Below are 23902 nucleotides of genomic sequence, written 5' to 3'. Positions count from 1 at the left end.
ACGGGTATTGTCCTGAGCATATTGTAACATCTTATATACAGAATCCATCAGAATTCTTTAATCTATATAAGTTGCACTAAAGATTATTTGCACTGACACTACGATGACAGAATAACCTTCCAATCGCTGTTATCCCCAGATTTTTTGATTCCCTTTTCCGAAGGGGAAAATCCGGGGATAAAGGCGAACGCTTCGCTTTTTCAGGTTTTTTCTGTCCTCTCCGTTGTCGTGTAAATGATTAGTTCCACTTATATAAACTGGTCTGAGACGAGTTGAATGGGTATATGAATATGACAACATTTTTATAATAAAGGTTGGATTATGTTAAAATAAACCTATACAACAAAGGTTTCACCACTTCTATAGCGGAAAGGGATTGTCATCATGGAAATATTTATTGCCGTACTTGTGTTACTGGTACTGATTGGTTTATCCAATATCTTAAACCGGTTTGTACCCTTTATTCCCATTCCGCTCATTCAAATCGTGCTTGGTGTAGCTATAGCTTTGCTTCCCGCAGGTGTTCACCTGCCGTTGAATCCGGAATTGTTCTTTGTACTGTTCATCGCACCTTTGTTATACAACGATGGTAAGCGAACGCCAAGGAATGAATTATGGAATCTGCGTGCACCGATACTTCTGCTTGCATTAGGGCTTGTATTCGTGACGGTGGTTGTGGCGGGATATGCCATTCACTGGCTGATTCCTTCGATTCCGTTACCTGCTGCTTTTGCTCTTGCAGCTATACTGTCCCCGACAGATGCTGTGGCCGTTGGCGCTATGGCGGGCCGGGTACATCTGCCCAAAGGCATACATAGGCTTCTTGAGGGTGAAGCATTAATGAATGATGCATCTGGCCTCGTGGCCTTCAAATTCGCAATTGCAGCCACAGTTACAGGTGTATTTTCCCTGGCGAATGCAACCTTCAGTTTTATTCTGATTGCGATTGGCGGACTTCTTGTCGGGGCATTGTTATCTTTTCTGTTAATCAGGCTAGGGGTATGGATCCGTAGACTGGGCATGGAAGATGTGACCATTCACATGCTGCTGCAAATCCTGACGCCATTTATTATCTATCTGGTGAGTGAAGAAATTGGGGTATCAGGTATTCTTGCGGTAGTGGCAGGCGGTATTATCCACGCCATTGAGCGTGACCGCGCTGAATCGGTTCAGTTGAAAATGCAGGTGGTATCTGCGAGCACATGGTCAGTCATTTTATTTATACTCAATGGTCTGGTGTTTGTTATTTTGGGTGTACAGGTACCGGATGTGTTGAGTACCATATTTGAAAATGTTTCGTTTAATAACTTGCAAGTGTTGGGATATGTGGGCTTGATCTCCGTGCTACTGCTGGTTCTGCGTTTTCTCTGGATCTATCTGTTCTGGCAAGGGAATGAATTGCTGCGTACCAAATCCTCTATTGGCCGGCCCAGATTCAAGGATATTACGATTATTTCCCTCTCTGGGGTGCGGGGGGCTGTAACATTGGCGGGTGCGTTCTCCATTCCTTATGTGCTTCAGGATGGATCACCTTTCCCTGAACGGGATCTGATTATTTTCCTGGCGGCAGGAGTTATCCTCTTCTCCCTGATTGCGGCGAGCGTGTTTCTTCCAGTTCTGGCCAAGGACGATGGGAAATCCACAGAAGAAACACCGCAGAAGTCAGAACGAAAAGCACATGACATTATGCTGAATGCGGCAATACGAGCTGTCAAATCCGAAATGAACGATGAGAACAAAGCTGCGGCACTCGCGGTTGTCTCCGACTTGTCCAAGTACATCAGACAGGCCGCAGGTCAGCTTACCGCCGGCAAACGCAAAGATATTCAGAAACAAGAAACGGCTATTAACCTGATTGCCACCCGCGCGGAGCGTAAAGAAATCGAAGTGATGCTGGACGAAAATGCAATTGCTTCTGATGCGGCCTTCAAATGTGACAGCTGGCTGGATCGCAAGGAAATGATGCTGGCCAATCGCGCAGACACTCAGATTATGACATCAATCAGCGAGATCGGGCGTGTGCTGGGTCATCTGTTCGCCAATCGATCCCAGAAGCCGAGTCAACCTTTCATGCTTGAAAATGCAGAACTGTTCCGTCAGGTGAAGCTACGTACCTCTGAAGCGGCAATTAAGGCTATACGTGCCCATATGAACGATGGGAATCGAGTTGTAGCTCTGTCGGTCATCGCCAAGTATGAGCGTGTGATTGCCAAATTGCGAACCTGGAACCAGGGTAAAACCGAAGATCCGTTTAATCAGGAGAAATTGGAGTTACAGATGGTGGCGATTCAGGAACAGCGCAATACAGTGCAACAACTGTATGAAAACGGCGAAATCACCCGTGATGTGGCTGCCAAGCTGCGCAGGTTTATTAACGACGTGGAAGCGACTGCGCTGAAAAACACCTAATCCGATAAATCCGATATTTTAAATATGCTAAACGGTCTGATATAATATGGAACAAGAAAGACGTCACAACTAAATTATACTTATTCGATCAGTGAAGGAGAGATGAGACATGGCAGAACAACAAATTCGGTTGGGCAAGACGGATCTGATCGTGAATCCCATTGGACTGGGTGCGAATGCAGTAGGTGGACATAATATCTATCCGGACATGCTGAATGATGAGACAGGTAAGGAAGTCGTTCGTACAGCTTTGAAACAAGGCATTAACTTTGTGGATACGGCATACATCTATGGACCGGAGCATTCCGAACGACTGATTGGTGAAGTACTGAAGGAAACGGGTCAGCGGCAGAATACCATCATTGCGACCAAGGCAGCTCATAAATTAGTGGATGGCAAGATTGTCATAGATAACTCACCTGCTTTTCTGAAAACAGCCGTGGATGAGGCATTGAAACGTCTGCAAACCGATTACATTGATCTGTTCTACATCCACTTTCCGGATGAACATACGCCTAAGGATGAAGCAGTAGATGCGTTAAAACAATTAAAAGTCGCTGGTAAAATTCGTGCCATTGGCGTATCTAATTTCTCCATTGATCAGTTGCGTGAAGCCAACAAGGACGGGCATGTAGACGTACTGCAATCTGAATATAATCTGTTCAAAAGAGAAGCGGAGAAAGAGCTGTTGCCATATACGGCTGAGCATGAGATTTCTTTTGTACCCTACTTCCCACTGGCTGCGGGACTGCTGGGCGGTAAATATAATCGCAATACAACCTTTCAGGATGGACGGGCGAAGAACCCGCTGTTCACAGGTGAAGCTTTCATTGAAAATTTAGATAAAGTTGAGCAACTGCGCAGCATAGCACAATCCAAAGATGTTGAGGTCGCGCATCTGGTTCTGGCCTGGTACCTGACTCAGCCTTCCATTGATGCATTGATTCCGGGTGCCAAGCGACCGGAGCAGGTCATTAACAATCTGCAAACATTAAATGTGGAATTAACTGCTGAGGAAATTGCAGTCGTGGATCAGATCTTTCGTTAATGAGTTCGGGTGAATCGGGAAATGCTAACAGGGAGTTTACGTATGAAGACAAAGTGAGGACACCACATGAACCTGAAGGCAGCCCGAGTCATCGGAATGTTCACGCTAATTATTTTGCTGGGTAGCAGTACTGCCTATGCGAAGCCTGTACAGAAGAACCGTCAGTATTATGAGGAACGTGGAGAGATTGTGTGGGAAGTTCCCACACAGGATAAACTCATCGCCCTTACCTTTGATGATGGACCAGATCCGATTCAGACTCCGCAGATCCTGGCTTTGCTACAGCAGTATCATGCCAAAGGAACTTTTTTTGTACTTGGCAAATGGGCAGATAAATTTCCTGAACTGATTAAGCAGGAACAGCTCGAAGGGCATGAAATCGCCAACCATACGTATGCGCACACGTATGCAGTTCGATCAACACGTGCGGACAAGTACATGAAGGATATGAATGCAGCGGAAAGTTCCATCATTGAAGCGGGTGCGGAGCGCCCCCTGTTGTTCAGACCACCGGGCGGCTATTACAATGACATGGTCATCCAGGCTGCCAAACAAAAAGGGTATACCATTGTACTCTGGTCTTGGCATCAGGATACACGGGACTGGGCTTCTCCAGGTGTATCGGCTATCGTTAACAAAGTGTTGAAGAACGCACGTAATGGGGATATTGTACTTTTTCACGATAAGGTGGAAGGCAAGTCGCATACGGTAGCAGCACTCAAAACGATCCTGCCGAAGTTACAGCAGCAGGGGTACCAATTCGTTACGGTGTCTGAGCTACTTGCTGTAAAGGCACGCGAAGCCGCGAAGGATGGAACTTCGCCTTCATCTATTTTGAAGCATGTGCAGCCCTGAACATGGCTAATCCAATTAGAAACCGAAGGTCTCAGATGAAGAGACCTTCGGTTTCTTTATCTTGGTCTTCATATCAACCATGGAACCAGCCTTAGGAGGTTATTGCCGTGTCCCTTTTGTTTTGAAACCAAAACGTCTACAATAGATGGAGCTTTGTGTTTAAGGGTTATATAGTATACAAGATATGAATTACGACATAGAGGAGAGTGAACATAATGAATGGACAACAACGTGTAAATATTAAGCCAGGTCTGGAAGTGGACATTGTGCTGAAGCAGGATCAAGCTACAGGTAAGCTGACACGGGGCATTGTGAAGGATCTGTTAACCAAATCATCTACGCATCCACACGGAATCAAAGTACGACTGACGAGTGGTCAAGTGGGACGTGTGAAACAGGTCATTACAGGAGGCTCGAACTAACTGTGGCCCAAGGCGGGGAGATGAGTACTACCGCAAAAGTAATGGCACATCTGGCTTCGGGTAATACACGTCAGCAGGACGCCTATCATGTGTTACAGAGCAGTGGATTGCTCGATATATTAGCTGACTATCACCCATATCCAGCAGGAACGGTACCAATTGATATTGATATACCGGGCAGTGATCTGGATCTACTGTGTTATGCAGAGGATCTGGACGTGTTTGAAGCCGAGATACACAATCGAATCGGAGCCGTTGCTGAGTTTCAATGTGTACGTAGTGGGGATCTTCCAGACCAACGTCCTTATGTGACTTGTAATTTGCAAGTGGGACATTGGCCTGTGGAGATTTTTGCCCAATCCGTGCCAGTTTACAGGCAGAATGCATACCTACATATGATCGTAGAGTGGAGATTGTTGCAACTGTGGGGAGATGCGGGACACCGTGAGATCCGCAGACTGAAACAGGCAGGGTGGAAGACGGAGCCTGCTTTTGCTTCTGTACTTGGATTAGAGGGAGATCCATATGTGGACATGCTACATCTGGCAGAGATGAAACGTGAAGATCTCTGGAACTGGGCGCGTTTACGCACGTCTTTTTAAACTGTTTAGACCTTTGGTCAGATTAGAAAGATGGCTACAATTGTTGTTACCGTGAGTCCCAGCAGTACAGGCTTCAGGTTGCGTCTTGCAAGTTCAAAAGGATTGACTCCGCAGATAGCAGCAGCAGGAATCAATGCCCATGGAATCAAGGTTCCGCCACCTACCCATATAGCTGCAACCTGACCTAATGCTGTCAGTACAGGTGCGGAATCTGCCGATCCTGCAAACATGGACGCAATCGAGCCAACCAGGGATATCCCCGAGAACCCCGAACCATCCATTCCGGTAACTGCTCCGGTTACCGTCATTGTAATCGCGCCCACCGTATCATTTAATGGCACCAGCCCAGCAAGTGCGACCCCGAGATCATTCACAATCCCGTGTGAACCTTCAGGAAGAGGGTTGATGAACAACTCCGTAATCGCAGCATCTCCCAGATAAAAAAATGCGGCTATGGGAATAACCGGTCCAAACACCTTGAAACCAAACTGAAATCCTTCTATTAAATAGTTGGTCGTTTCCTCTGGTCCCGCATGTCGATGTGCGGCAAGGGTGACACCTATCAGTATAACCACAGCGGTTCCGCCAATTAGAGCTGTTGCGTCACCGCCTTGCAACTTCAATATAAACATCAGAATCACATCAACTGCGAATAACAGAGGGATAAGCAGAGCGAACGCCTTTTGCAGACGGGGTGACATGGCTTGACGTTGAACAGGCTGATTAGCGGGTAGGGAGGTGGACACAGCCTCTGATGAAGAAGAAGGTTCCGAGCTCAGGGTACCTGATATAACGTTCGGGGAATGAACAGGTGAACCTGATTTCATCTCTTTGCGCAGCATCCAGAAGGCTGTAAGTGTAGATACGGTGCCCATGACAATGACCAAAGGAATGCTGGCCGTCATGACGGAAGTAACCGGTATACCCGCCGCATCGGCTGTAAGTTTGGGAGCCCCCTGAATAATGTAATCTCCCGACAGTGCTATCCCATGTCCAAACAGGTTCATCGCAATAGCAGCTCCAATCGGAGGAAGACCTACACGCACGGCTACAGGAAGAAGTACTGCACCAACGAGTGCTACGGCTGGGGATGGCCAGAAAAATAGCGATACTACCATCATGATCAATCCGATACCCCAATACGCGACCTGAGGAGAACGGATAAACCGGGTGACGGGTGTTACCATGACCCCATTAATGCCTGTTCTGATTAGAACACGGCTCATTGCCACAATAATCGAGATGATAAAGATCGTACTTAGCAATTCTTTTGTTGCATAGATAAAACTGCTGAAGATCCCAGCAACTGACCCGCTTAAGGTTTCGGTTGCCAGAAGTCCAATGGTCATAATACCCGCAACACAGATGATCGTGGTGTCCCTGCGCCGGATCATAACTGCGATGATCAAGACGATAAATGCCAGATAGACATAGTGTAACGCAGTGAGTTGAATATTCATCGAACAGGCCTCCCTACATCCTGGTGACTAACCCGAGGAGTGATATATCGTATGCATGTCAAGATCGGGCGTTCGTGGAGTCCGGGGCTTGCCGCAGCATTTATTTTTAGGGAGAAGCTTCTGAGTAATAATGAAGGATTTTATTTACAACTGGAGAATTTATTACTACATGAAGCTTGTTACTCTTGAAATTGGAGCGGATGGAAGTCACCAGAATTGATATGTGAAGGTCACGGGACCCCATAGACAGTGGCAAGCAGGGGTGATTACAATAAACATGCCATCATAAGGAAGAAAATAGAAAAAACTATGTTGAAATAAAGTGTGTGTTCAATAAGTCTGGTTTCAGTACAGCGGACTTTTTGAACTACCTCTAAAAGGGCGGGAATCCATAATCCATGAATTTTATCCGTTCACTTCGTTTTAAATTTATAGTGGGTCTTACATTGATCATGCTGCCATTATTCATGCTGCTTTATTACAACAACGTCTACGCCATGAAAGTTGTACGTGACAAAGTATCCCTCACCAATATGAATCATCTCGCCAAGAGTGTGGAGCAGAATGAACGTGTGTTACAGGAGACGAATCGGTATTTATATAGTCTGGGCGAGCGGGACCCGGATATTATCTCTCTGTTTTTTCTGAAATACGGCAGCGGCGATTATATCATTGCAAAGCAACGGATTATGAACAAATTCATGACAGATATCGGTTTTTATAATCTAATCGATTCTTTTTTTCTATATGATGCCGTGAATGATGATTTGCTGCTCGCCACTTCAGGCAATTATGATGTCAAAAAGTCGGTTGTGCAGGAGAGTATGCCAGTCCAGATGCAGCAATTGGAAGGGGATATCCAGAAGCCGGAATGGAGCATCGTGCGTGGCGGGACGTGGAATGCGCTGGTGAAAACGGTGCGAATCAACCAGCAGTTCTATGCAGGTGCACTTGTTGATATGAATGCACTGAATCATACACAACAATTCACTGAATCCGGAGATCGGGGAGGTGCAGTCATTGTTGGAACAGACGGTGGGGCAATATCGGATTCCACATTAAATACTGCACAGATTCAGCTGGCTGCAGCGCATCTTCCCGGCCTGAAGAATCCGTATCAGGTGATCTCTGAAGTTGTGAACAAGGGAGAAGCACGTCAATATTTGATGTTGGGTACTGCCTCGGCCATGTCCCAGATGAATTATATCGTGCTGCTGCCTGAGGAAGACATGATGCGTAACCTCCCGTTTTTCCAGCAGATCATTCGTCTGCTTCCCATTGGTGCGGCAGTAATTCTGGTTACTGCACTGATCTTTTTGCGGCATCTGTTATTCCGCCCGATGAATGCGTTAATCCGAGGCATGAGAAGGGTCAGCCGTGGAGATCTCGATGTGAAGCTGGACCCGCCATCTTCGTCGGAGCTTGAATTTATGACACGAAGTTTCAATCAAATGACCAGTGAGATCAGGCATCTGAAGATTGATGTGTATGAGGAACAGTTGCGGACGCGGGAGGCAGAGTTCAAACAACTGCAGATGCAGATCAATCCTCACTTTTACCTGAATTCACTCAATATTATTCATAGTCTGGCTTCCTTGCAAAAACATGAGTTGGTGCAGCAGATGGCAGGTCATCTGGCCGATTATTTTCGATTCAGTCTGCGTGCAGGCAAACGTGTTATTCGTCTGGATGAAGAGCTCGAGCACATTCGTCATTACTTAGAAATTCAAAAGCTGAGGTTTCCAAGCAGATTCGATTTTGAACTGGATGTTGAGCCGAATCTGGGACATTATGTGATTCCGCCATTAACCATTCAGCCTTTTGTGGAGAATGCCATTATTCATGGATTTCAGCGCCGGACACAAGCATTTGTCATTCGGATCGTGGCGCGCCTCGGTGAGAAGTCGTCCGGTCAGGTAGATGGGACGGTGCTTCAACTGATGATTGTGGACAATGGTGTCGGATTTGAAGAGGAATTGTTGGGGCGTCTGCAACATGGACAATATGCTGAAGATCCGAGTGGACAGCATATCGGTATATGGAACGTGGCTCATCGGCTTTTAGTGAAGTATGGTGATCAAGCCAGTTTGCAGTTTGGCAATGAGGTGGATCATGGCGCCAAAGTCATCATTGATTTACCCGCTCAGACCGAAGAGGAAGAAGGGGGAGCCTATGCGGAACCTGTTGATCGTGGATGATGAAGTGTATGCATTACAAGCAATGGTGGAAGGAGTCGATTGGCAAGCAGCAGGCATTGACCAGGTATACAGTGCTGGTGATGCCGAAGAGGCAAGAAAGATCTTAAAGACTAATGCTATTGATATCATGATCTGTGATATCGAGATGCCTGGTGAAACAGGGCTTGACCTGCAAAGTTGGGTGTTAAAACATGATCCAGGCATACTGACCATTTTCCTGACAGGGCATGCTTTATTCGATTATGCTCAGACAGCCATTAAGCTAAGCAGCTTTGATTATGTGTTGAAGCCGGCTCCAGCGGATCAATTGATTAAGGTAGTAACCCAGGCGGTGGAGAAGATCAAGGATGGAGAGCAGCGTACCCGTACCAACGAAGTTTATGAGACCGTATACAAACGCTGGAAAACCCATAAACCGCTGCTGACGGAACGCTTCTGGAAAGATGCCATCTCTCAGCGTATCACGTTAACCGAACAACGGTTGCAAGAGCTCGCAGAACTGTATGGTGCCGAGATTGATCCGCATGCTCGTGTGTTACCTATTGTGATCTCAGTAGAGGAATGGGTGCGTGATTTTGATTTGCGTGACGAAGAGGTATTGGAATATGCCCTTCGTAATGCAGCCAAAGAGATGCTGCTTAGCGACAAGCCCGGTGAGGTGTTTCAGGATCAAAGTGGATTAAATATTGTGCTTGCTTATGAGCAAGATGGCATCATTCCGAGTGCGAGCGAAGTGGCACAACGTTGTCAGGGATATATTCAGGAATGTGGTACGTATTTCTACTGTCGGTTGTCCTGTTATGTTGGTGCCCCGGTTGCTGTGACTGAGCTGCAAGGCATGTTAAATGAACTGATGGATATGGAGCGGCGCAATATTAAGGAGCTTGAAGAAGTTTTTGTCTATGATGAGCGGGGAAGAGATCAGGAAGATCGCTTTTTGCCTATTCCATGGTTTTCGGAATTATCTATTCTTTTTGAGACGGGTAAAGTAGGAGATTTGCGAGAACGTGTGGATGAGATTTTTGAGTTGCTTGCTGCCCAAGAGGGTTTATCTCCTGAAATGCTACATCTCTACTATCATGCCATGCTGCATGTGGTCTATCCGCTGCTTCATCAGAAAAACGTGTCAATACGCAGTCTGTATCCGGGTGAACGGGAGCCGGAGGAGAGTATGGTGACAAGGTCGTTGCCGCAGTTGAAGCAGTGGACTGCTGATCTGATTGATCGTGTTATCCCGGTGTTGTACCCGGACGATCATAGCCCTATGACCATTGTGGATCAGTTGTGCGTTTATATTGAAACTCATATTGGTGAAGAACTTATGCGAGAGGAACTTGCAGCTTTTGCCGGATTCAATCCCGCTTATCTATCACGTCTGTTTCGGAAAGAGAAGGGGATGTCCCTATCTGAGTTTATTCTGCAGGGCAGAGTAGCCAAAGCGAAGACATTGTTGTCCCAGTCCACCGTCAAAGTGACGGATATCGCTGGCAAGGTGGGGTACTACAATTACTCGCATTTCACCAAAATGTTCAAAAAGTGCACGGGTATAACGCCACAGGAGTTTCGAAAACAGTCACGTACCGTATAGTTCAGGGCGCAGCATGCTGCGTCTTTTGTTTTTTTTGGTACTAAAGTCATAATTTGATAAGTCAACAGGTCACCACAGCAGATAGAGGTCTTACTCGCCCCGCCGTATACTTGAACCACAGGAGCCGCAACGGAGCTTCATCCTGAGGAAGAATTCAAGAGGAGTGAGGGAGAACAAGTTATGAAGACACAACCCCAGGCGGGTAAGGGAGTACGGATATCGGAAATACCGGGAGAAACAGTCCGAAAGCGCAAGTCTGTGTGGCACAATCTTGGCAAATTCAAGGTGCTGTATCTCATGTTCTTGCCAGGTGTCCTGTTTCTGCTGGTGAACAACTATATGCCGATGTTCGGCGTTCTGATCGCATTCAAAAATGTAAACTATGCTGATGGTATTTGGGGTAGCCCATGGAGTGGATGGGACAATTTTAAATATTTGTTCTCAACCAGTGATGCATGGGAAATTACCCGAAATACACTCGCGTATAACACGGTGTTCATTGCACTGAATCTCTTAGTAGGTGTCGGGCTTGCTATTCTGCTCAATGAAGTGAAGAACAAGGCAATGTCCAAGTTATATCAATCACTTATGCTATTACCGTATTTCTTGTCCATGATTGTGGTCAGTTATCTGGTACTGGCTTTCCTGGGCAAGGATTCAGGCTTCATGAACTCAACGGTTCTGCAGATGTTCGGCGGTCAGCCGATCGACTGGTATTCAGAGCCAAAGTATTGGCCATATATTTTGCCACTGGTGAACACATGGAAAAATATTGGATATTATGCCGTCATTTATCTGGCAGCTGTCGTGGGTATCGATGAAGAATATTATGAAGCAGCTGTGCTTGATGGCGCAACCAAATGGCATCAGATCCGTTTCATTACCATTCCGTTTCTCATCCCATTAATCGTCATTATGACGTTATTGCAAATTGGCCGTATATTCTATGCAGACTTCAGTCTGTTCTACCAGGTTCCATTGGAATCGGGGGCGCTGTTCCCTGTAACGAATGTACTGGATACCTACGTATATCGTACGTTCCTTATCGGTGGAGATATCGGGATGTCATCAGCAGCCGGTCTATACCAAGCAATCGTTGGATTTGTGCTGGTGCTTGTATCCAATACCATCGTAAGGCGAATAGATAAAGATAATGCATTATTTTGAGAGGAGGCAAGTCAGCTGTGAAATCACGTGATCCACTAGCCGTATCGAAGCGTTCCGCATCCGTTATTCATGCGATGTTTCTATTCTATGCCATTGCCTGTATCGTGCCGATCCTGCTTGTCTTCGCCATCTCATTTTCGGACGAGACAACAGTAATTGCCAATGGATATAAGCTTATTCCAGAGAAATTCAGCCTGACGGCTTATGAGTTTCTGTTCAGAGATATGGATCAGATCATTCACTCGTATGGTATATCCTTTATCGTTACCGTTGTAGGTACCATTACAAGTGTTGCGCTGACCGCATTGTATGCGTATCCGCTCTCACGGAGAGATCTGCCTTACCGGGGCTGGTTCGCCTTTTTCATCTTCTTCACAATGTTGTTCAATGGGGGGCTGGTACCTTGGTACCTGGTCTATGTCAACGTATTGGATCTGAAAAACTCCCTACTGGCACTCATTATGCCGCTACTGCTATCCCCATTCTTTGTACTGGTCATGCGTACATTCTTCGCGAACTCCATTCCGGTGTCTATTCTGGAATCGGCTCGGATTGATGGTGCGGGAGAATTGAGAACGTTTGCACGTATCGTGCTTCCGCTCTCTCTCCCCGTAATGGCAACCGTCGCGTTGTTCAGTACATTGAATTACTGGAATGACTGGTACCTTAGTATGATTTTTATATCAGATAACCGGACGATCAGCCTTCAGTACCTTATGTACCGGACGCTGCTCGATATTCAATATTTAACAACCAACTCCAACGTCTCTTCACAGATTTCGTCGCAGGGTGGATTGCTGAATCTGCCTAACAAAACTCTGCAAATGGCGATGGCTGTGGTCGGTATTGGTCCAATTGTACTGGCATATCCGTTCTTCCAGCGTTATTTCATCAAAGGTCTTACGGTTGGCGCTGTGAAGGGATAACTCTGAACCGGTTAGCGGAGTGGGCAAGGTAAATGAAGATGGACTGAAAGGGCATATACAGAAGTAGTTATCGGTTTATTTGTGAATTGGGGAATTCGGTTGTATGGTTCAACACATGACAGGAGGGGTTCAATTGGTTAGATCATTAAAGGTATGGTCACGCATGATGGCAACGGTTATGGCGCTGAGCCTGGTGCTGGCTGCTTGCTCATCAGACAAGGGTGGAACAACAACACCTGGCGCAGAAGGCGGAGGAGCAAGTGAAGGTGGGGGCAAACCCTATGAAGTGACACTGTTCTACCCAGGGACACCACAGAAGGATGTCGCTCTGGTGGAAGCCGAGATTAACAAAAAGATGGAACCAAAGATCGGAGCCACGCTTAAGATCAATGCAATTGACTGGGGACAGTGGGATAACAAGCTGAATCTCATGATTTCCTCAGGTGAAAAATCAGACATTATATTCACAGCAGCTTGGCAGAACTACACGGTGAATGTAGCTAAAGGCGCATTCTTGCCCTTGAATGATCTGCTTGATGCACATGGTCAGGATATTAAGAAAAACCTGGACCCTGCCTTTCTGGAAGGTTCCCAGGTGGACGGCGTGAATTACGGCGTTCCTACGAATAAGGAACTCGCTGCCACACGTGGTGTGTTGGTACGTAAAGATCTGGCTGACAAGTATAAGCTGGACCTGACAGCTGTAAAAACTTGGGCTGATCTGGAGCCTCTGCTCAAAACAATCAAGGAAAACGAGCCAGCCATCACACCATTCTATATGTCCAATACCAACGGTAACGGGCTGTTAGAGAATCTGGATTGGGATTATCTCGGTGATGCTTCCGTACCTGGAGTCATCTCCAAAACAGCAGGCGGAACAACGGTGCTGAATGAAGTGGAGACCCCAGAATTCAAAGAAGCGGCTGAACTCGCTCGCAAGTGGTATCAAGCGGGATATATCAACAGTGATGCTGCTACGTCCAATGTGTTCCCGAAAGACCAGGCGAAGGCTGGAAAAGCGTTTCTCTGGACAGATGGCATGAAGCCAGGCAAGGATAAAGAAGAAGAAGGGTATGTGGGTTTCCCACTCACTCAGATTGAGATGACACAGCCAACAATCACGACGGGTGATGCATCTGGAGCGATGCTTGCAATCTCCCGTTCTTCAGAGCAACCGGAGAAAGCGATGCAGGTCATTAACCTGCTGCATTCCGACAAGGAAATTAACAACTTGCTAAACTTCGGAATTGAAGGTACACATTATGTGAAAAAAGACGGACAGGATAATATCATTGCTCTCCCTGATGGCGTAGATGCTAACAGTCGTACCTACAATCCAGGTGCACAATGGCAACTGGGTAACCAATTCCTGAACTTCCTCTGGGATAATGAAGATCCACAGAAATGGGAGAAGTTCAAAGAGTTTAACGCCAAAGGTGTGAAGTCGCCAGCACTGGGCTTTACGTTCAACAGTCAATCTGTCAAAAATGAAATTGCTGCGGTCAACAACGTGAACAAACAGTTCAAGCCGGGTATGACATCGGGCGCTGTTGACCCAAATGAGATGATTCCGAAATATCTGGAGAAATTGAAAGCAGCGGGAATTGATAAAATTATTGCAGCCAAACAGGAACAACTCGATGCATTCTTGGCTAAGCAATAAATGATCGTCAGCCATGACAGAGAGACCTGTGTTACTACAAGCTCTTGTCGGTGGCAAATATGGAGGACGTTTTCGGTGAACAACCGAAGGCGTTCTTTTTATTGTTGTTTTTTGATTTGGATTGTTAATCATAAATAGGAAAAATATGATATAATAAGGTGGTTGATTAGGGGGTGTTCGTGTGTCGAGAACCAGACTTGTGTTCTCAGGGGCTTTATTGCTATTTGCTATCATCTTTACATTTAACCATCATCTTGGTTTTTCTGTTGGAGATACCATGCTGTCAGCAATAGGTATATCACCGTATACTACATCTTACTTGAGTGGAGTTCATATCACACTTTTCCTCGGATTGGGGATATTCGCGTGTGGATTCTACCTTACTCGCAAAGAGATTGGGAAATCATTCCCCGGTCTTGCAAAAGGGTTATGGATCGTAGTTATCGCTATCGTTCTCAGTTATTCGTACATGACGGATAAATTCATGTATGTAGCCAAGTGGGGAGCTTCAGGCATTAATGCGGTATCCTATGTACAGAATGCAAGCTCTTGTACCTTTAATGTGCTGAAAACGGGTGAGACCCGAGCAACCTGTGACCTGACACTCAAAAATTACGGCAGAGATTCCGTATCCGCCGTGTTATTGCCTGATCTCGCACGCAGTTATAAGTTTAAGGACGATCCACTATTGGAAGCCTTGCAGTCTGTCCAATTAAGGCCCGTACATGTTGAGATTGAACGCCATGGAACGTTTACAGGTAAGTTGGAGTTTTACGGGAAAGCGGAATCCCCTCTGTTCGTCAATGGGAAACTTATGGATATTGTGCTGGATGTAGGCGTGGATGGAGCGAATACGGTATTTGATTATGATATTCCATAGTTGATATTTTTATAGAAAAAAAGAATAATTACATAAACAGAAGTGGAATAAAGTTTGAGTTGAATAGAACGATTAAAGATATATACTGAAATTAGATAGAGAGCTGGCTAATCGCTGGCTCTTTTTGTGCGTGGAAGTTGCATTTAGTGCAGAAATATTGGTTTTATCTCCTTTCACCTTGAATTGGTAACGCTTACGCTAGATAATGAATCGGTTTGTCTCAAAAAAATAGTTTGTCTTTAGCGCTTACATCATTACAATTAATGTCACGACAAATTAAGACAAGGTGAGATGAAAAAATGTCATATCGGACAAACCTGTTTTCCAAAATGGTCATTCTTATTCTGATTATGCTGATTCCTGTAGTGCTTTTGTACTGGTACTCCAATCACAAAACAACAGCTGTTCTCAGAGATGAGTTGAATCGATCGAATAGTAACCAGCTTGAATTTTTCCAAAATCAAGTGAACACACACATCGAACTGTTATCCTCATGGCCTAATCTGCTCATACATGATCCTGATATTGGCAGCTTCCGGCGAATCTATGCGGACAGTAACTACTTTGATCTGGATGCGATCAACCTGGTCAAACGTATTCAGAATAAGCTGAGTATTCAGGAAAGCTCATCCAATTGGGCCACGAAATTATATCTGTATTCTCCTTCGCTGGGCAGGGTGGTTTCCGAAAGGGACGCACGTTCTTACGATAAAGAAGCGCTAAGGGAAAATATCATTTCCGGCTGGGATGTACGCAAAATTCAGGATGGGGAAGATGATCGGTTCATGTTTAGCTGGATTACGGTATCCCCTTACGGCATTAAAGACCCGGCTAATAATGCAGAAACGATTATTAAACTGGAGTTTGATAGTGACAACATTCGGGATATGCTCGACAAATTCAAAGACGATGGCAGGCATGACCCCTTCTATTTCCGTGAAGAAACGGGGGTTATCTATAACCGGACTTCAGATCGTTCATTAACGAATCAGTTGATGGAAGAACTGTCCATCCATAAACTTCAGGACGTTGATAACCGTACCGTAGTGATCGGGAACGAGCCCTACATGGTCAATACCGTGAAATCCAGTACAACAGGCTGGTATTTGGTGGACTACATGCCCCTGTCAGATATTCTGAAGCCCATTCACCAATCCAATATGCTGTTCTATTCTTCCATGATTTGTTTGTTACTGATGAGTTTTGGTGTGGCGTACTTGTTCTATGTACAGGTGCAGGTGCCAGTGAAACAACTCATTCGTGGGTTCCAGCGATTGAAGCAGGAGGATTATTCCGTGAGGATTAAGCCAAAGGGCCGCAATGAATTCAGTTTCCTGTCCGAACGTTTCAACTTGATGGTGGAGCAGATCCAGCAGTTATTTGAACACGTTTACCTGGAACAGATTCATGTACGTGAAGCTCGGTTGAAGCAGCTGCAATCGCAGATTAACCCGCACTTCTTCTATAATTGTTTCTCCTTCATTACGAGTATGGCGAAACTCAAGCGTATGGACGCTGTTGTAGCAATGTCGCATAATCTATCGCGATATTATCGGTATACGACAAGACAGGAGCGGGACGTGGTACCGTTGACAGAAGAGATTGAATTTGTCAGCTGTTATCTGGAGATCCAACGGATGCGTATGGACCGCATTCATTACAAGATTGATCTGTCTGATGAGATGTTAAGACAGGAAGTACCGCCACTCATCGTGCAACCACTAGTGGAGAATGCGGTGATTCACGGTATCGAAGCGGACGCGGAAGCCGGAGAAATAAGAGTATCCGGGGAAAAACAGGGCGGTGTCATGGTTCTTGTGGTTGAAGATGATGGGCAAGGCATGACGCAGGAGGCACGTGAGGCGCTTCTGAATAAGCTCAGGGGAACGATGGATCAGGAGATGGGCTGTGGCCTGTGGAATGTGAATCAGAGACTCCAGCTTCGATATGGGGAGCAGGCAGGGCTGGATGTAACGGAATCGGAACTTGGTGGATTACGCGTTACGCTGTCATGGCCTGCCGAGCAGGAGTTTCTTCTGGAGAATGAAGGATAAGCACTTGGAATGTGTAGCGCAAGATGAACGATGGAATCCAATTGCAGAATGAACGAAATAGGGAGTGAATCACTTGATTGATATACTGCTGGTAGATGATGAAACGTATGTAACAGAAAGTCTGGAACTTACAATTCCTTGGGGAGAGCTTGGAGTAACGACCGTGCTTCGTGCTGCTTCCGGTAAAGAAGCGCTGGAGATTATGGAGGAAAATGCAGTAGATATTGTGGTAACCGATATTCGCATGCCTGGCATGTCCGGACTGGAACTCATTGCAGAGGTAAGCAAGCGCTGGTCTCATATTCGTTGTATTTTACTAACGGGTCACAGTGATTTTGATTATGCTAAAAAAGCCATTCAATTGCAGGCAGCGGATTATATCCTGAAACCCGTAAACGATGATGAGTTTATGGGATCGGTGTCGGCAGCCATTACGTCTCTTCGCGATGAGTGGGATGAATTCGATAAATATCACCGGCTTTTATACAGTCGGAAGTCTGACTATAAAATATTACGGGAAAATCTCATGCATGATCTGCTGCTGGGACGTGAGATCACGGCGCGGGCACTTCGGGAACAACTGCAACAATATGAGATTCATATTGACCCGGAACAACCGGCTGTAATGATGCTGATTCGCCTTACAGGACGCTTCTCATCAATGGACCAGCAGTCTTTGGATCTGATGGATTTTGCGGTAGGTAATATTGCAGAGGAAGTACTCGGAGAGCAATTTAACGTGTGGTTTGGTCGCGGCCCCCATGAGTGTCTGGTAATGTTTTTGCAGAATCAAGAACAGATCGAAGCTCCGCAGATGAACTTGGAGACGTTGAGAATCTCAGCTGAAACTTTCCGTGAACATGTCATTCGATATTTGCAGGGAGATCTGTCCATGGTAGTTACACCGTCATTTCCCTTTAATGAGCTGACAGCAGCTTATCGAAAAAGTCTGGGTTCGCTTGTCCTTTCAGGACCGGAAGAACACAAGATTATATATATGGACATGGATCAGGCACTCAGCAAAAGACCGGAGAATGATGCGACGCAGGCGCTCGAAGAGCTGTACAAACCGCCTGTACTTCCGCAATTGCTTGAGACCAAGCAATGGGAAGCGGCAGCGCGTAAGCTGAACGCGGTCTTTGACGCGGCAGAACAGGTTCGATTGTCCAGAGAACATGTGTATGAGATGTATCTGTCGGTAACCAATGCATTTATGTATATCGCCCATAAACAGGGGCATCTGGTGCATGAGATTGATCATGCGGGATTCGATCTGCTCCTTGCTCATCAGTTGATTCAATCCCCCGAGAAGCTGCGGCGCTGGGCAACCGAGATGCTGGCGAAGCTTCAGGAAGAGTTGTCCGATCAGGAAGGTGTGCAGAGCCGTAGGCATGTAATCAAGCAGGTTCAGGAGCTGGTGACAAGAGATACAGGACAGGATCTGTCGGTGAAGATGATTGCGGACAAGGTATATCTGCATCCTGTATATCTATCGAAAATTTACAAGGCAGAGACTGGGGAAGGTCTTGGGGACTACATGATTCGTATGCGCATGGAGCGTGCTCTGTATCTGCTTAAGAATAGCAATAAAAAAATATACGAGATTACGAGTGAGCTTGGCTATCAAAATCCGCAATATTTCAGCAAAATGTTCAAAAAGCATTATGGTATGACACCAAATGAATTTCGGGATCAGGCATAATTACAACAACATTCCAGAATATAGGTTGGCAAAGGTGCAGAAATCTTGATTTCGTATCATAGGCTCAAAGGCCTGGTCAGCCTATAATGAAAGGGTAACCAAAACGATTTAAGGGGGAACAACATGAGAGCGCAATCAACAAAAAAGAGATTCTTGTCGCTTCTCGCTACAACGCTGAGTCTAACTGTCGTTCTTGCAGGATGTTCAGGAGGCAGTGGGGGCGGAGATAGTGCAACACCAAGTACATCTGGAACCCAAAACGAATACAAAGAAAAGTATGATCCGCCAGTTACGATTACAACAGCCTGGGGAATTGATCCAGAGCTGAAATTCAAAAATGGCGAATCCATGGAAAATAACGTGGCAACCAAGTGGGCCAAGGATCAATTCGGGATTGAAATCAAATCGTTGTGGTCAGTAACAGACACAAATGGAGCATTTGCAACCAAGCTTCGTCTTGCCATGTCATCAGGACAGGAAATGCCTGATATTGTAAACGTGGGTGATAATCTGCTTGCTCAGGATCTGATTGATTCTGGAATGTATCAAGAAGTAGGTCCACTATTCGATAAGTATGCTTCGGATACATGGAAAAAAGCAATTGAACAAGATCCAAACGTCTGGAACCAATATAGTCGTGATGGCAAAAGAATGGGTATCCCTGTTCTGGACTATGCCTACAACAATGATTATCTATTGTGGATTCGTCAGGATTGGCTGGATAAGCTGAACATGAAGGCACCAAAAACCATCGACGAACTAGAAACTGTTATGGAAGCATTCAAAAACAATAATCCGGACGGCTTGGCTCCTGATAAAGTCACTCCGCTCAGCATTGGTTTCAAAACTTCCATGAATACATGGATGGGAGACCCATCTTGGATCTTCGGAGCATATGGAACATTGCCGTTCCAATGGAATCTGGGGGAAGACGGCAAGCTGGAGTATGGCTCCATCAATCCGGGTATGAAACAAGGTCTGAACAAATTGAGCGAATGGCTCAAAAAAGGATATATCCCGCAGGAAGCAGCTCTATGGGATGAGAACAAAACAGCAGAGCCAGCAGTTGCAGGAACTGCAGGTATTATTCCAGGACCTTACTGGATGAGTGGATGGCCACTTCTCGATACAGTGAAAAATGTACCGAGTGCGGTTTGGAAACCGATTGAAATTCCAACTGGCCCTGAAGGCAAAGCGATGCGTCACGGAACACAGTTCGTTAATGGTGTTACGTTGATCAAAAAAGATATGGCGCACCCAGAAGCATTCTTTACGTACCAGAACTACCTGTTCGACAATTATGCAGACCCGGCACCAGGTAGCCCTTATGATAACGGTCTGTTTGCAGGCTATGACTATCAATTGGATGCAAATGGAAAACAAATGCCGATTGACGAGATCGAGGGCGGATACGTGAACGTTGTACGTTATTTGCTTGTTCGTGACGGTGCTCGTATTCCAGATGCACAGATGAAAGCTCTGATGAACTTGGCCAATGGCAAAGAGCCTGAAACCAAGCTTGAAAAAGATGTTGCTGTCAACTACGGTAAAGAAACTCCAGCAGCAGCGAAAGTGTTGCTGAGCCAAGAAGAAATTTCCTTCAAGAACATGTTCACAGGTCCGACAACAAAGACGATGAAATCCAAGCTGGACTATCTGAACAAAATCGAGAATCAGGCATTTAACGAAATTATCTATGGCAAAAATCCGGTTGATGCGTTTGATACTTTTGTACAAACGTGGAAATCCGGTGGCGGTGACCAAATTACGCAAGAGGTTAACGAATGGTATGATAGTGTGAAAAAATAGTTACAAGCAGCGCCCAGACGACTAACGTCTGGGCGCTTTTTTTTGTTTATTCAAGCTGAGGCAAAGTGGTTGAATTTGTGCCATTTATATTGCTTTTATGTGCTGTTTGGACCCCGTAAAAGGTTGATATAATCGCATTATAAGCCACTCAGGGAGTACTTGAGTAGGAAGAAATACAGGGGGAGCAATCATGAGAACTTTGAAACGCACTTGGCCATTCCACGTTATGCTGTTGCCAGCCATTATCTTTCTGATTATCTTCAGTTATGTGCCTATGGGCGGAATCATTATGGCGTTCCAGAACTACAAGCCATGGCTTGGGATTAGCGGTTCTGAATGGGTTGGGCTGGACAACTTTAGATATCTGTTTGAACGTGAAGACAGCTTACAGGTCATCTGGAACACATTGATTATTGCTGTACTTAAACTGATTTTCAATTTATTTGTTCCATTTGTTTTTGCCATTCTTTTGAATGAGGTTCGCAAGATGGCTGTACAGCGAACGATTCAAACACTCGTATATTTACCTCACTTCTTGTCCTGGGTCATTCTGGGCGGGATTTTGATAGATCTGTTGTCAACAGGCGGCTTGGTTAACCGGGTTCTGGGAACCTTCGGACTCGGGCCATATTTCTTCCTTGGAGACAACAGTTGGTTCCGATCTACGGTCATTCTGACAGATGTGTGGAAAGAATTTGGCTATAACATGATTGTCTTTCTGGCTGCCCTTGCCGGAATTAATCCAGCATTGTACGAAGCAGCGGAAATTGACGGAGCAGGACGCTGGAAACAGACGCTGCACATTACAATTCCTTCGCTTGTGCCGATGCTGATGGTTGTAGGAACACTGGCGCTTGGTAACGTACTGAATGCCGGATTTGACCAGATATTCAACTTGTATAACCCGCTCGTATATCAAACGGGTGACATCATTGATACATTCGTATATCGTTCCGCAATGCAGAATGGTGAGATGGGCTTTGCAACCGCAATCGGATTGTTCAAATCGGTTATTAGTATGATCTTGATTCTTGTATCGTACAGCTTAGCCAAAAAGTACGCTGGATATCGCATATTCTAAACGAATGAACAGAGAAAGAAGGGACCACGATGTATCATAAATCATTGCCTTATCGCGTGTTTAATATAGTCAATACCTGCTTTCTGATTTTGATCGCCATTATGTGTATCATACCGATGGTTCATGTACTGGCTGTATCCTTTAGTACAAAGGCTGCTGCCGACGCCAATCTGGTCAATCTCTGGCCTGTAGGATTTTCACTTGAGGCTTACAAAAAGACGATGAACAATCCAATTTTCTTGAACTCGCTATGGATTTCACTTCTACGTACAGTGATTGGTACAGCTATTACATTGCTGATTACGTTCCTGGCGGCGTATCCGTTGTCCAAAGAGAATAGTGAATTCAAAGGCAGAACGATCTACTCCTGGATTTTTGTATTCAGTATGATTTTCAACGGGGGACTGGTGCCGTTCTACATGGTTATCCAGAAGATCGGGTTGATGGATTCCTTCTGGGTACTGGTACTCCCAGGAGCAGTTAACACATTCCTTGTCATTCTGATGCTGAACTTCTTCCGCGGTATTCCAAAAGAGCTGGAAGAAGCGGCGCTGATGGATGGAGCTAACCATTTCAGAACATTGTTCAGGATATTCCTTCCCATTTCGATGCCGTCCATCGCAACAATTGCATTGTTCAGTATGGTGTTCCACTGGAATTCCTGGTTTGATGGATTGCTCTACATGAATAACGCCAAGGATTACCCACTTGCTACATTTATGCAAACGGTCATTATTGGACGTGATATGAGTAGCATGAGCATGAATCCAAAAGAAATGGAAGCTCTCTCTCAAACTACGGTAAGGGCAGCTCAGATCTTCATCGGAAGTGCACCAATCTTGATTGTGTATCCTTTCCTGCAACGTTTCTTTGTCAAAGGTATGACGTTGGGCTCAGTTAAAGGCTGAGCCTGTACCCCAAATTAATGGAGGTTGATACAGTGAGCAACTTGACGGAAAAGACATTCATTCTGGGAATGGATGTGTCCTTTATGGATGAAATCGAACAGCATGGCGGGAGTTATAGTGATGTGGATGGCAAGGAACAAGATTTGCTGTCCATCCTGAAGATTAATGACGCTAACGCGATACGACTTCGAATCTGGAATGATCCTGTTGGTGGATTCTGCAATCTGGAGCGGACGGTGGAAATAGCCAAACGGATCAAGGAACAGGGATTGAAATTTCTGCTTGATTTCCATTATTCTGATCGCTGGGCTGATCCAGCCAATCAATGGAAGCCGAAAGCATGGGAGCATCTGTCCTATGAAGAGCTTCAACGTGCTGTATGTATGTATACGGCTGACGTTCTGAGAACGTTGAAGGAACACGATGCGCTTCCGGACATGGTGCAGGTGGGCAACGAGATTACACCAGGCATGTTATGGAATGAGGGACGTGTTGGTGGAGAAGAGCATGATACGGATGAACAGTGGGAGCGTTTTGCAGGCCTTGTGAAGTACGGAATTGCTGCGGTCAAATCCGTTGACGCGGATATTCAGATTATGATACATATTGATCGTGGTGGAGATAACGCCGAGAGCCGCAAGTTTTACGATCGCTTTGAAGCACTGGGTGTGGAGTTTGATATCATTGGTCTCTCGTATTACCCTTGGTGGCATGGCACACTTGATGCGTTACGTGACAATCTTCATGATCTCGCTGAGCGTTATGGCAAACCTATCAATGTAGTTGAAACCGCTTATCCATGGACGCTGGAGCAGCCGGAAGGCATTGAATGGATTTTGAATCAGGAAGATATGTTGTTACCAGGATACCCTGCAAGTGTAGAGGGACAGACCAAATATCTGAAGGATCTATTGCAGATTATCCGCGAAGTTCCTGGTGGTTTGGGGCACGGATTCTATTATTGGGAACCTGCCTGGATACCAAGTAAAGAAGAATGGTCCGTCGGTCATCCGAATAACTGGGGCAACCTCACCATGTTTGATTTTAAAGGTCGCAAGTTGGAATCGTTTACAGCACTTGCTACTGTTGAAGAATCAGATGTCGTGACATACGTGTAATCTAGCGTAATA

General features: G+C 45.7%; 18 protein-coding genes. 17 read left to right on the top strand and 1 reads right to left on the bottom strand.

Annotation, left to right across the window (positions count from 1 at the left end):
• Nucleotides 1-384: 384 nt before the first annotated feature.
• The 5 genes from J2Z28_RS07135 (at nt 385) to J2Z28_RS07115 (ending at nt 5336) form a co-directional block, all read left to right on the top strand.
• A complete protein-coding gene (locus J2Z28_RS07135; RefSeq protein ID WP_211081727.1) occupies nt 385-2409 on the top strand; it encodes a Na+/H+ antiporter in 2025 nt (674 codons plus the stop codon).
• 109 nt (nt 2410-2518) lie between these two features.
• Nucleotides 2519-3457: an aldo/keto reductase gene (locus J2Z28_RS07130; RefSeq protein ID WP_211081726.1), complete on the top strand. Its 939-nt coding sequence runs from the start codon at nt 2519-2521 to the stop codon at nt 3455-3457.
• A 66-nt stretch (nt 3458-3523) separates the two neighbouring features.
• On the top strand, nt 3524-4312 hold the full coding sequence (locus J2Z28_RS07125; protein ID WP_211081725.1) for a polysaccharide deacetylase family protein: 789 nt from the start codon (nt 3524-3526) through the stop codon (nt 4310-4312).
• Nucleotides 4313-4527: 215 nt separating this feature from the next.
• On the top strand, nt 4528-4734 hold the full coding sequence (locus J2Z28_RS07120; RefSeq protein WP_211081724.1) for a YwbE family protein: 207 nt from the start codon (nt 4528-4530) through the stop codon (nt 4732-4734).
• A gap of 20 nt (nt 4735-4754) precedes the next feature.
• The gene (locus J2Z28_RS07115; RefSeq protein WP_211081723.1) at nt 4755-5336 is read left to right on the top strand and encodes a DUF4269 domain-containing protein; all 582 of its coding nucleotides are present in this window, start codon (nt 4755-4757) and stop codon (nt 5334-5336) included.
• Between the two features lie 17 nt (nt 5337-5353).
• Here J2Z28_RS07115 and J2Z28_RS07110 read toward each other — a convergent pair whose 3' ends face one another.
• Nucleotides 5354-6796, bottom strand: a complete 1443-nt coding sequence (locus J2Z28_RS07110) for a hypothetical protein (RefSeq protein WP_211081722.1) — start codon at nt 6794-6796, stop codon at nt 5354-5356.
• Nucleotides 6797-7194: 398 nt separating this feature from the next.
• Here J2Z28_RS07110 and J2Z28_RS07105 point away from each other — a divergent pair, with 398 nt between their 5' ends.
• The 12 genes from J2Z28_RS07105 to J2Z28_RS07050 all read left to right on the top strand — a co-directional run bounded on the left by J2Z28_RS07105 (nt 7195) and on the right by J2Z28_RS07050 (nt 23890).
• Nucleotides 7195-8994, top strand: coding sequence for a sensor histidine kinase (locus J2Z28_RS07105; protein ID WP_211081721.1), 1800 nt, complete (start codon nt 7195-7197; stop codon nt 8992-8994).
• Nucleotides 8969-10582, top strand: coding sequence for a response regulator transcription factor (locus tag J2Z28_RS07100; RefSeq protein WP_211081720.1), 1614 nt, complete (start codon nt 8969-8971; stop codon nt 10580-10582). The genes J2Z28_RS07105 and J2Z28_RS07100 overlap by 26 nt, the downstream gene beginning before the upstream one ends.
• Nucleotides 10583-10762: 180 nt before the next feature.
• Nucleotides 10763-11749: an ABC transporter permease gene (locus J2Z28_RS07095; protein WP_211081719.1), complete on the top strand. Its 987-nt coding sequence runs from the start codon at nt 10763-10765 to the stop codon at nt 11747-11749.
• Between the two features lie 17 nt (nt 11750-11766).
• Nucleotides 11767-12675 carry a carbohydrate ABC transporter permease gene (locus J2Z28_RS07090; RefSeq protein WP_017689303.1) on the top strand — a complete coding sequence of 303 codons (909 nt, stop codon included), beginning with the start codon at nt 11767-11769 and terminating at the stop codon, nt 12673-12675.
• 133 nt (nt 12676-12808) lie between these two features.
• On the top strand, nt 12809-14338 hold the full coding sequence (locus J2Z28_RS07085; protein WP_036670216.1) for an ABC transporter substrate-binding protein: 1530 nt from the start codon (nt 12809-12811) through the stop codon (nt 14336-14338).
• Nucleotides 14339-14519: 181 nt separating this feature from the next.
• Nucleotides 14520-15218, top strand: coding sequence for a hypothetical protein (locus J2Z28_RS07080; RefSeq protein WP_036609558.1), 699 nt, complete (start codon nt 14520-14522; stop codon nt 15216-15218).
• Between the two features lie 299 nt (nt 15219-15517).
• Nucleotides 15518-17272 carry a sensor histidine kinase gene (locus J2Z28_RS07075; RefSeq protein ID WP_211081718.1) on the top strand — a complete coding sequence of 585 codons (1755 nt, stop codon included), beginning with the start codon at nt 15518-15520 and terminating at the stop codon, nt 17270-17272.
• A 73-nt stretch (nt 17273-17345) separates the two neighbouring features.
• The gene (locus J2Z28_RS07070) at nt 17346-18974 is read left to right on the top strand and encodes a response regulator (protein WP_211081717.1); all 1629 of its coding nucleotides are present in this window, start codon (nt 17346-17348) and stop codon (nt 18972-18974) included.
• 123 nt (nt 18975-19097) lie between these two features.
• Complete coding sequence (locus J2Z28_RS07065; protein WP_211081716.1) at nt 19098-20783, top strand: type 2 periplasmic-binding domain-containing protein; 1686 nt, start codon at nt 19098-19100, stop codon at nt 20781-20783.
• Nucleotides 20784-20973: 190 nt separating this feature from the next.
• Entirely contained in the window at nt 20974-21864 is an 891-nt protein-coding gene (locus J2Z28_RS07060) for an ABC transporter permease (protein WP_017689297.1), read from the top strand.
• 29 nt (nt 21865-21893) lie between these two features.
• Nucleotides 21894-22772, top strand: a complete 879-nt coding sequence (locus J2Z28_RS07055; protein WP_017689296.1) for a carbohydrate ABC transporter permease — start codon at nt 21894-21896, stop codon at nt 22770-22772.
• Between the two features lie 32 nt (nt 22773-22804).
• Nucleotides 22805-23890, top strand: a complete 1086-nt coding sequence (locus tag J2Z28_RS07050; protein WP_342357480.1) for a glycoside hydrolase family 53 protein — start codon at nt 22805-22807, stop codon at nt 23888-23890.
• Nucleotides 23891-23902 lie beyond the last annotated feature (12 nt).

The organism is Paenibacillus xylanexedens, assembly GCF_017874615.1.
GTDB classification, from domain to species: Bacteria; Bacillota; Bacilli; order Paenibacillales; family Paenibacillaceae; genus Paenibacillus; species Paenibacillus xylanexedens.
This window is presented reverse-complemented; position numbering and strand designations above follow the sequence as displayed.

Excerpts from the sequence above, each read along its gene's own strand:
- J2Z28_RS07110 (WP_211081722.1), bottom strand. The coding sequence starts at position 6,796 with ATGAATATTCAACTCACTGCGTTACACTATGTCTATCTGGCATTTATC.
- J2Z28_RS07135 (WP_211081727.1), top strand. The coding sequence starts at position 385 with ATGGAAATATTTATTGCCGTACTTGTGTTACTGGTACTGATTGGTTTA.
- J2Z28_RS07065 (WP_211081716.1), top strand. The coding sequence starts at position 19,098 with ATGAGAGCGCAATCAACAAAAAAGAGATTCTTGTCGCTTCTCGCTACA.
- J2Z28_RS07115 (WP_211081723.1), top strand. The coding sequence starts at position 4,755 with ATGAGTACTACCGCAAAAGTAATGGCACATCTGGCTTCGGGTAATACA.
- J2Z28_RS07100 (WP_211081720.1), top strand. The coding sequence starts at position 8,969 with ATGCGGAACCTGTTGATCGTGGATGATGAAGTGTATGCATTACAAGCA.
- J2Z28_RS07120 (WP_211081724.1), top strand. The coding sequence starts at position 4,528 with ATGAATGGACAACAACGTGTAAATATTAAGCCAGGTCTGGAAGTGGAC.
- J2Z28_RS07060 (WP_017689297.1), top strand. The coding sequence starts at position 20,974 with ATGAGAACTTTGAAACGCACTTGGCCATTCCACGTTATGCTGTTGCCA.
- J2Z28_RS07055 (WP_017689296.1), top strand. The coding sequence starts at position 21,894 with ATGTATCATAAATCATTGCCTTATCGCGTGTTTAATATAGTCAATACC.
- J2Z28_RS07075 (WP_211081718.1), top strand. The coding sequence starts at position 15,518 with ATGTCATATCGGACAAACCTGTTTTCCAAAATGGTCATTCTTATTCTG.
- J2Z28_RS07125 (WP_211081725.1), top strand. The coding sequence starts at position 3,524 with ATGAACCTGAAGGCAGCCCGAGTCATCGGAATGTTCACGCTAATTATT.
- J2Z28_RS07095 (WP_211081719.1), top strand. The coding sequence starts at position 10,763 with ATGAAGACACAACCCCAGGCGGGTAAGGGAGTACGGATATCGGAAATA.
- J2Z28_RS07130 (WP_211081726.1), top strand. The coding sequence starts at position 2,519 with ATGGCAGAACAACAAATTCGGTTGGGCAAGACGGATCTGATCGTGAAT.
- J2Z28_RS07105 (WP_211081721.1), top strand. The coding sequence starts at position 7,195 with ATGAATTTTATCCGTTCACTTCGTTTTAAATTTATAGTGGGTCTTACA.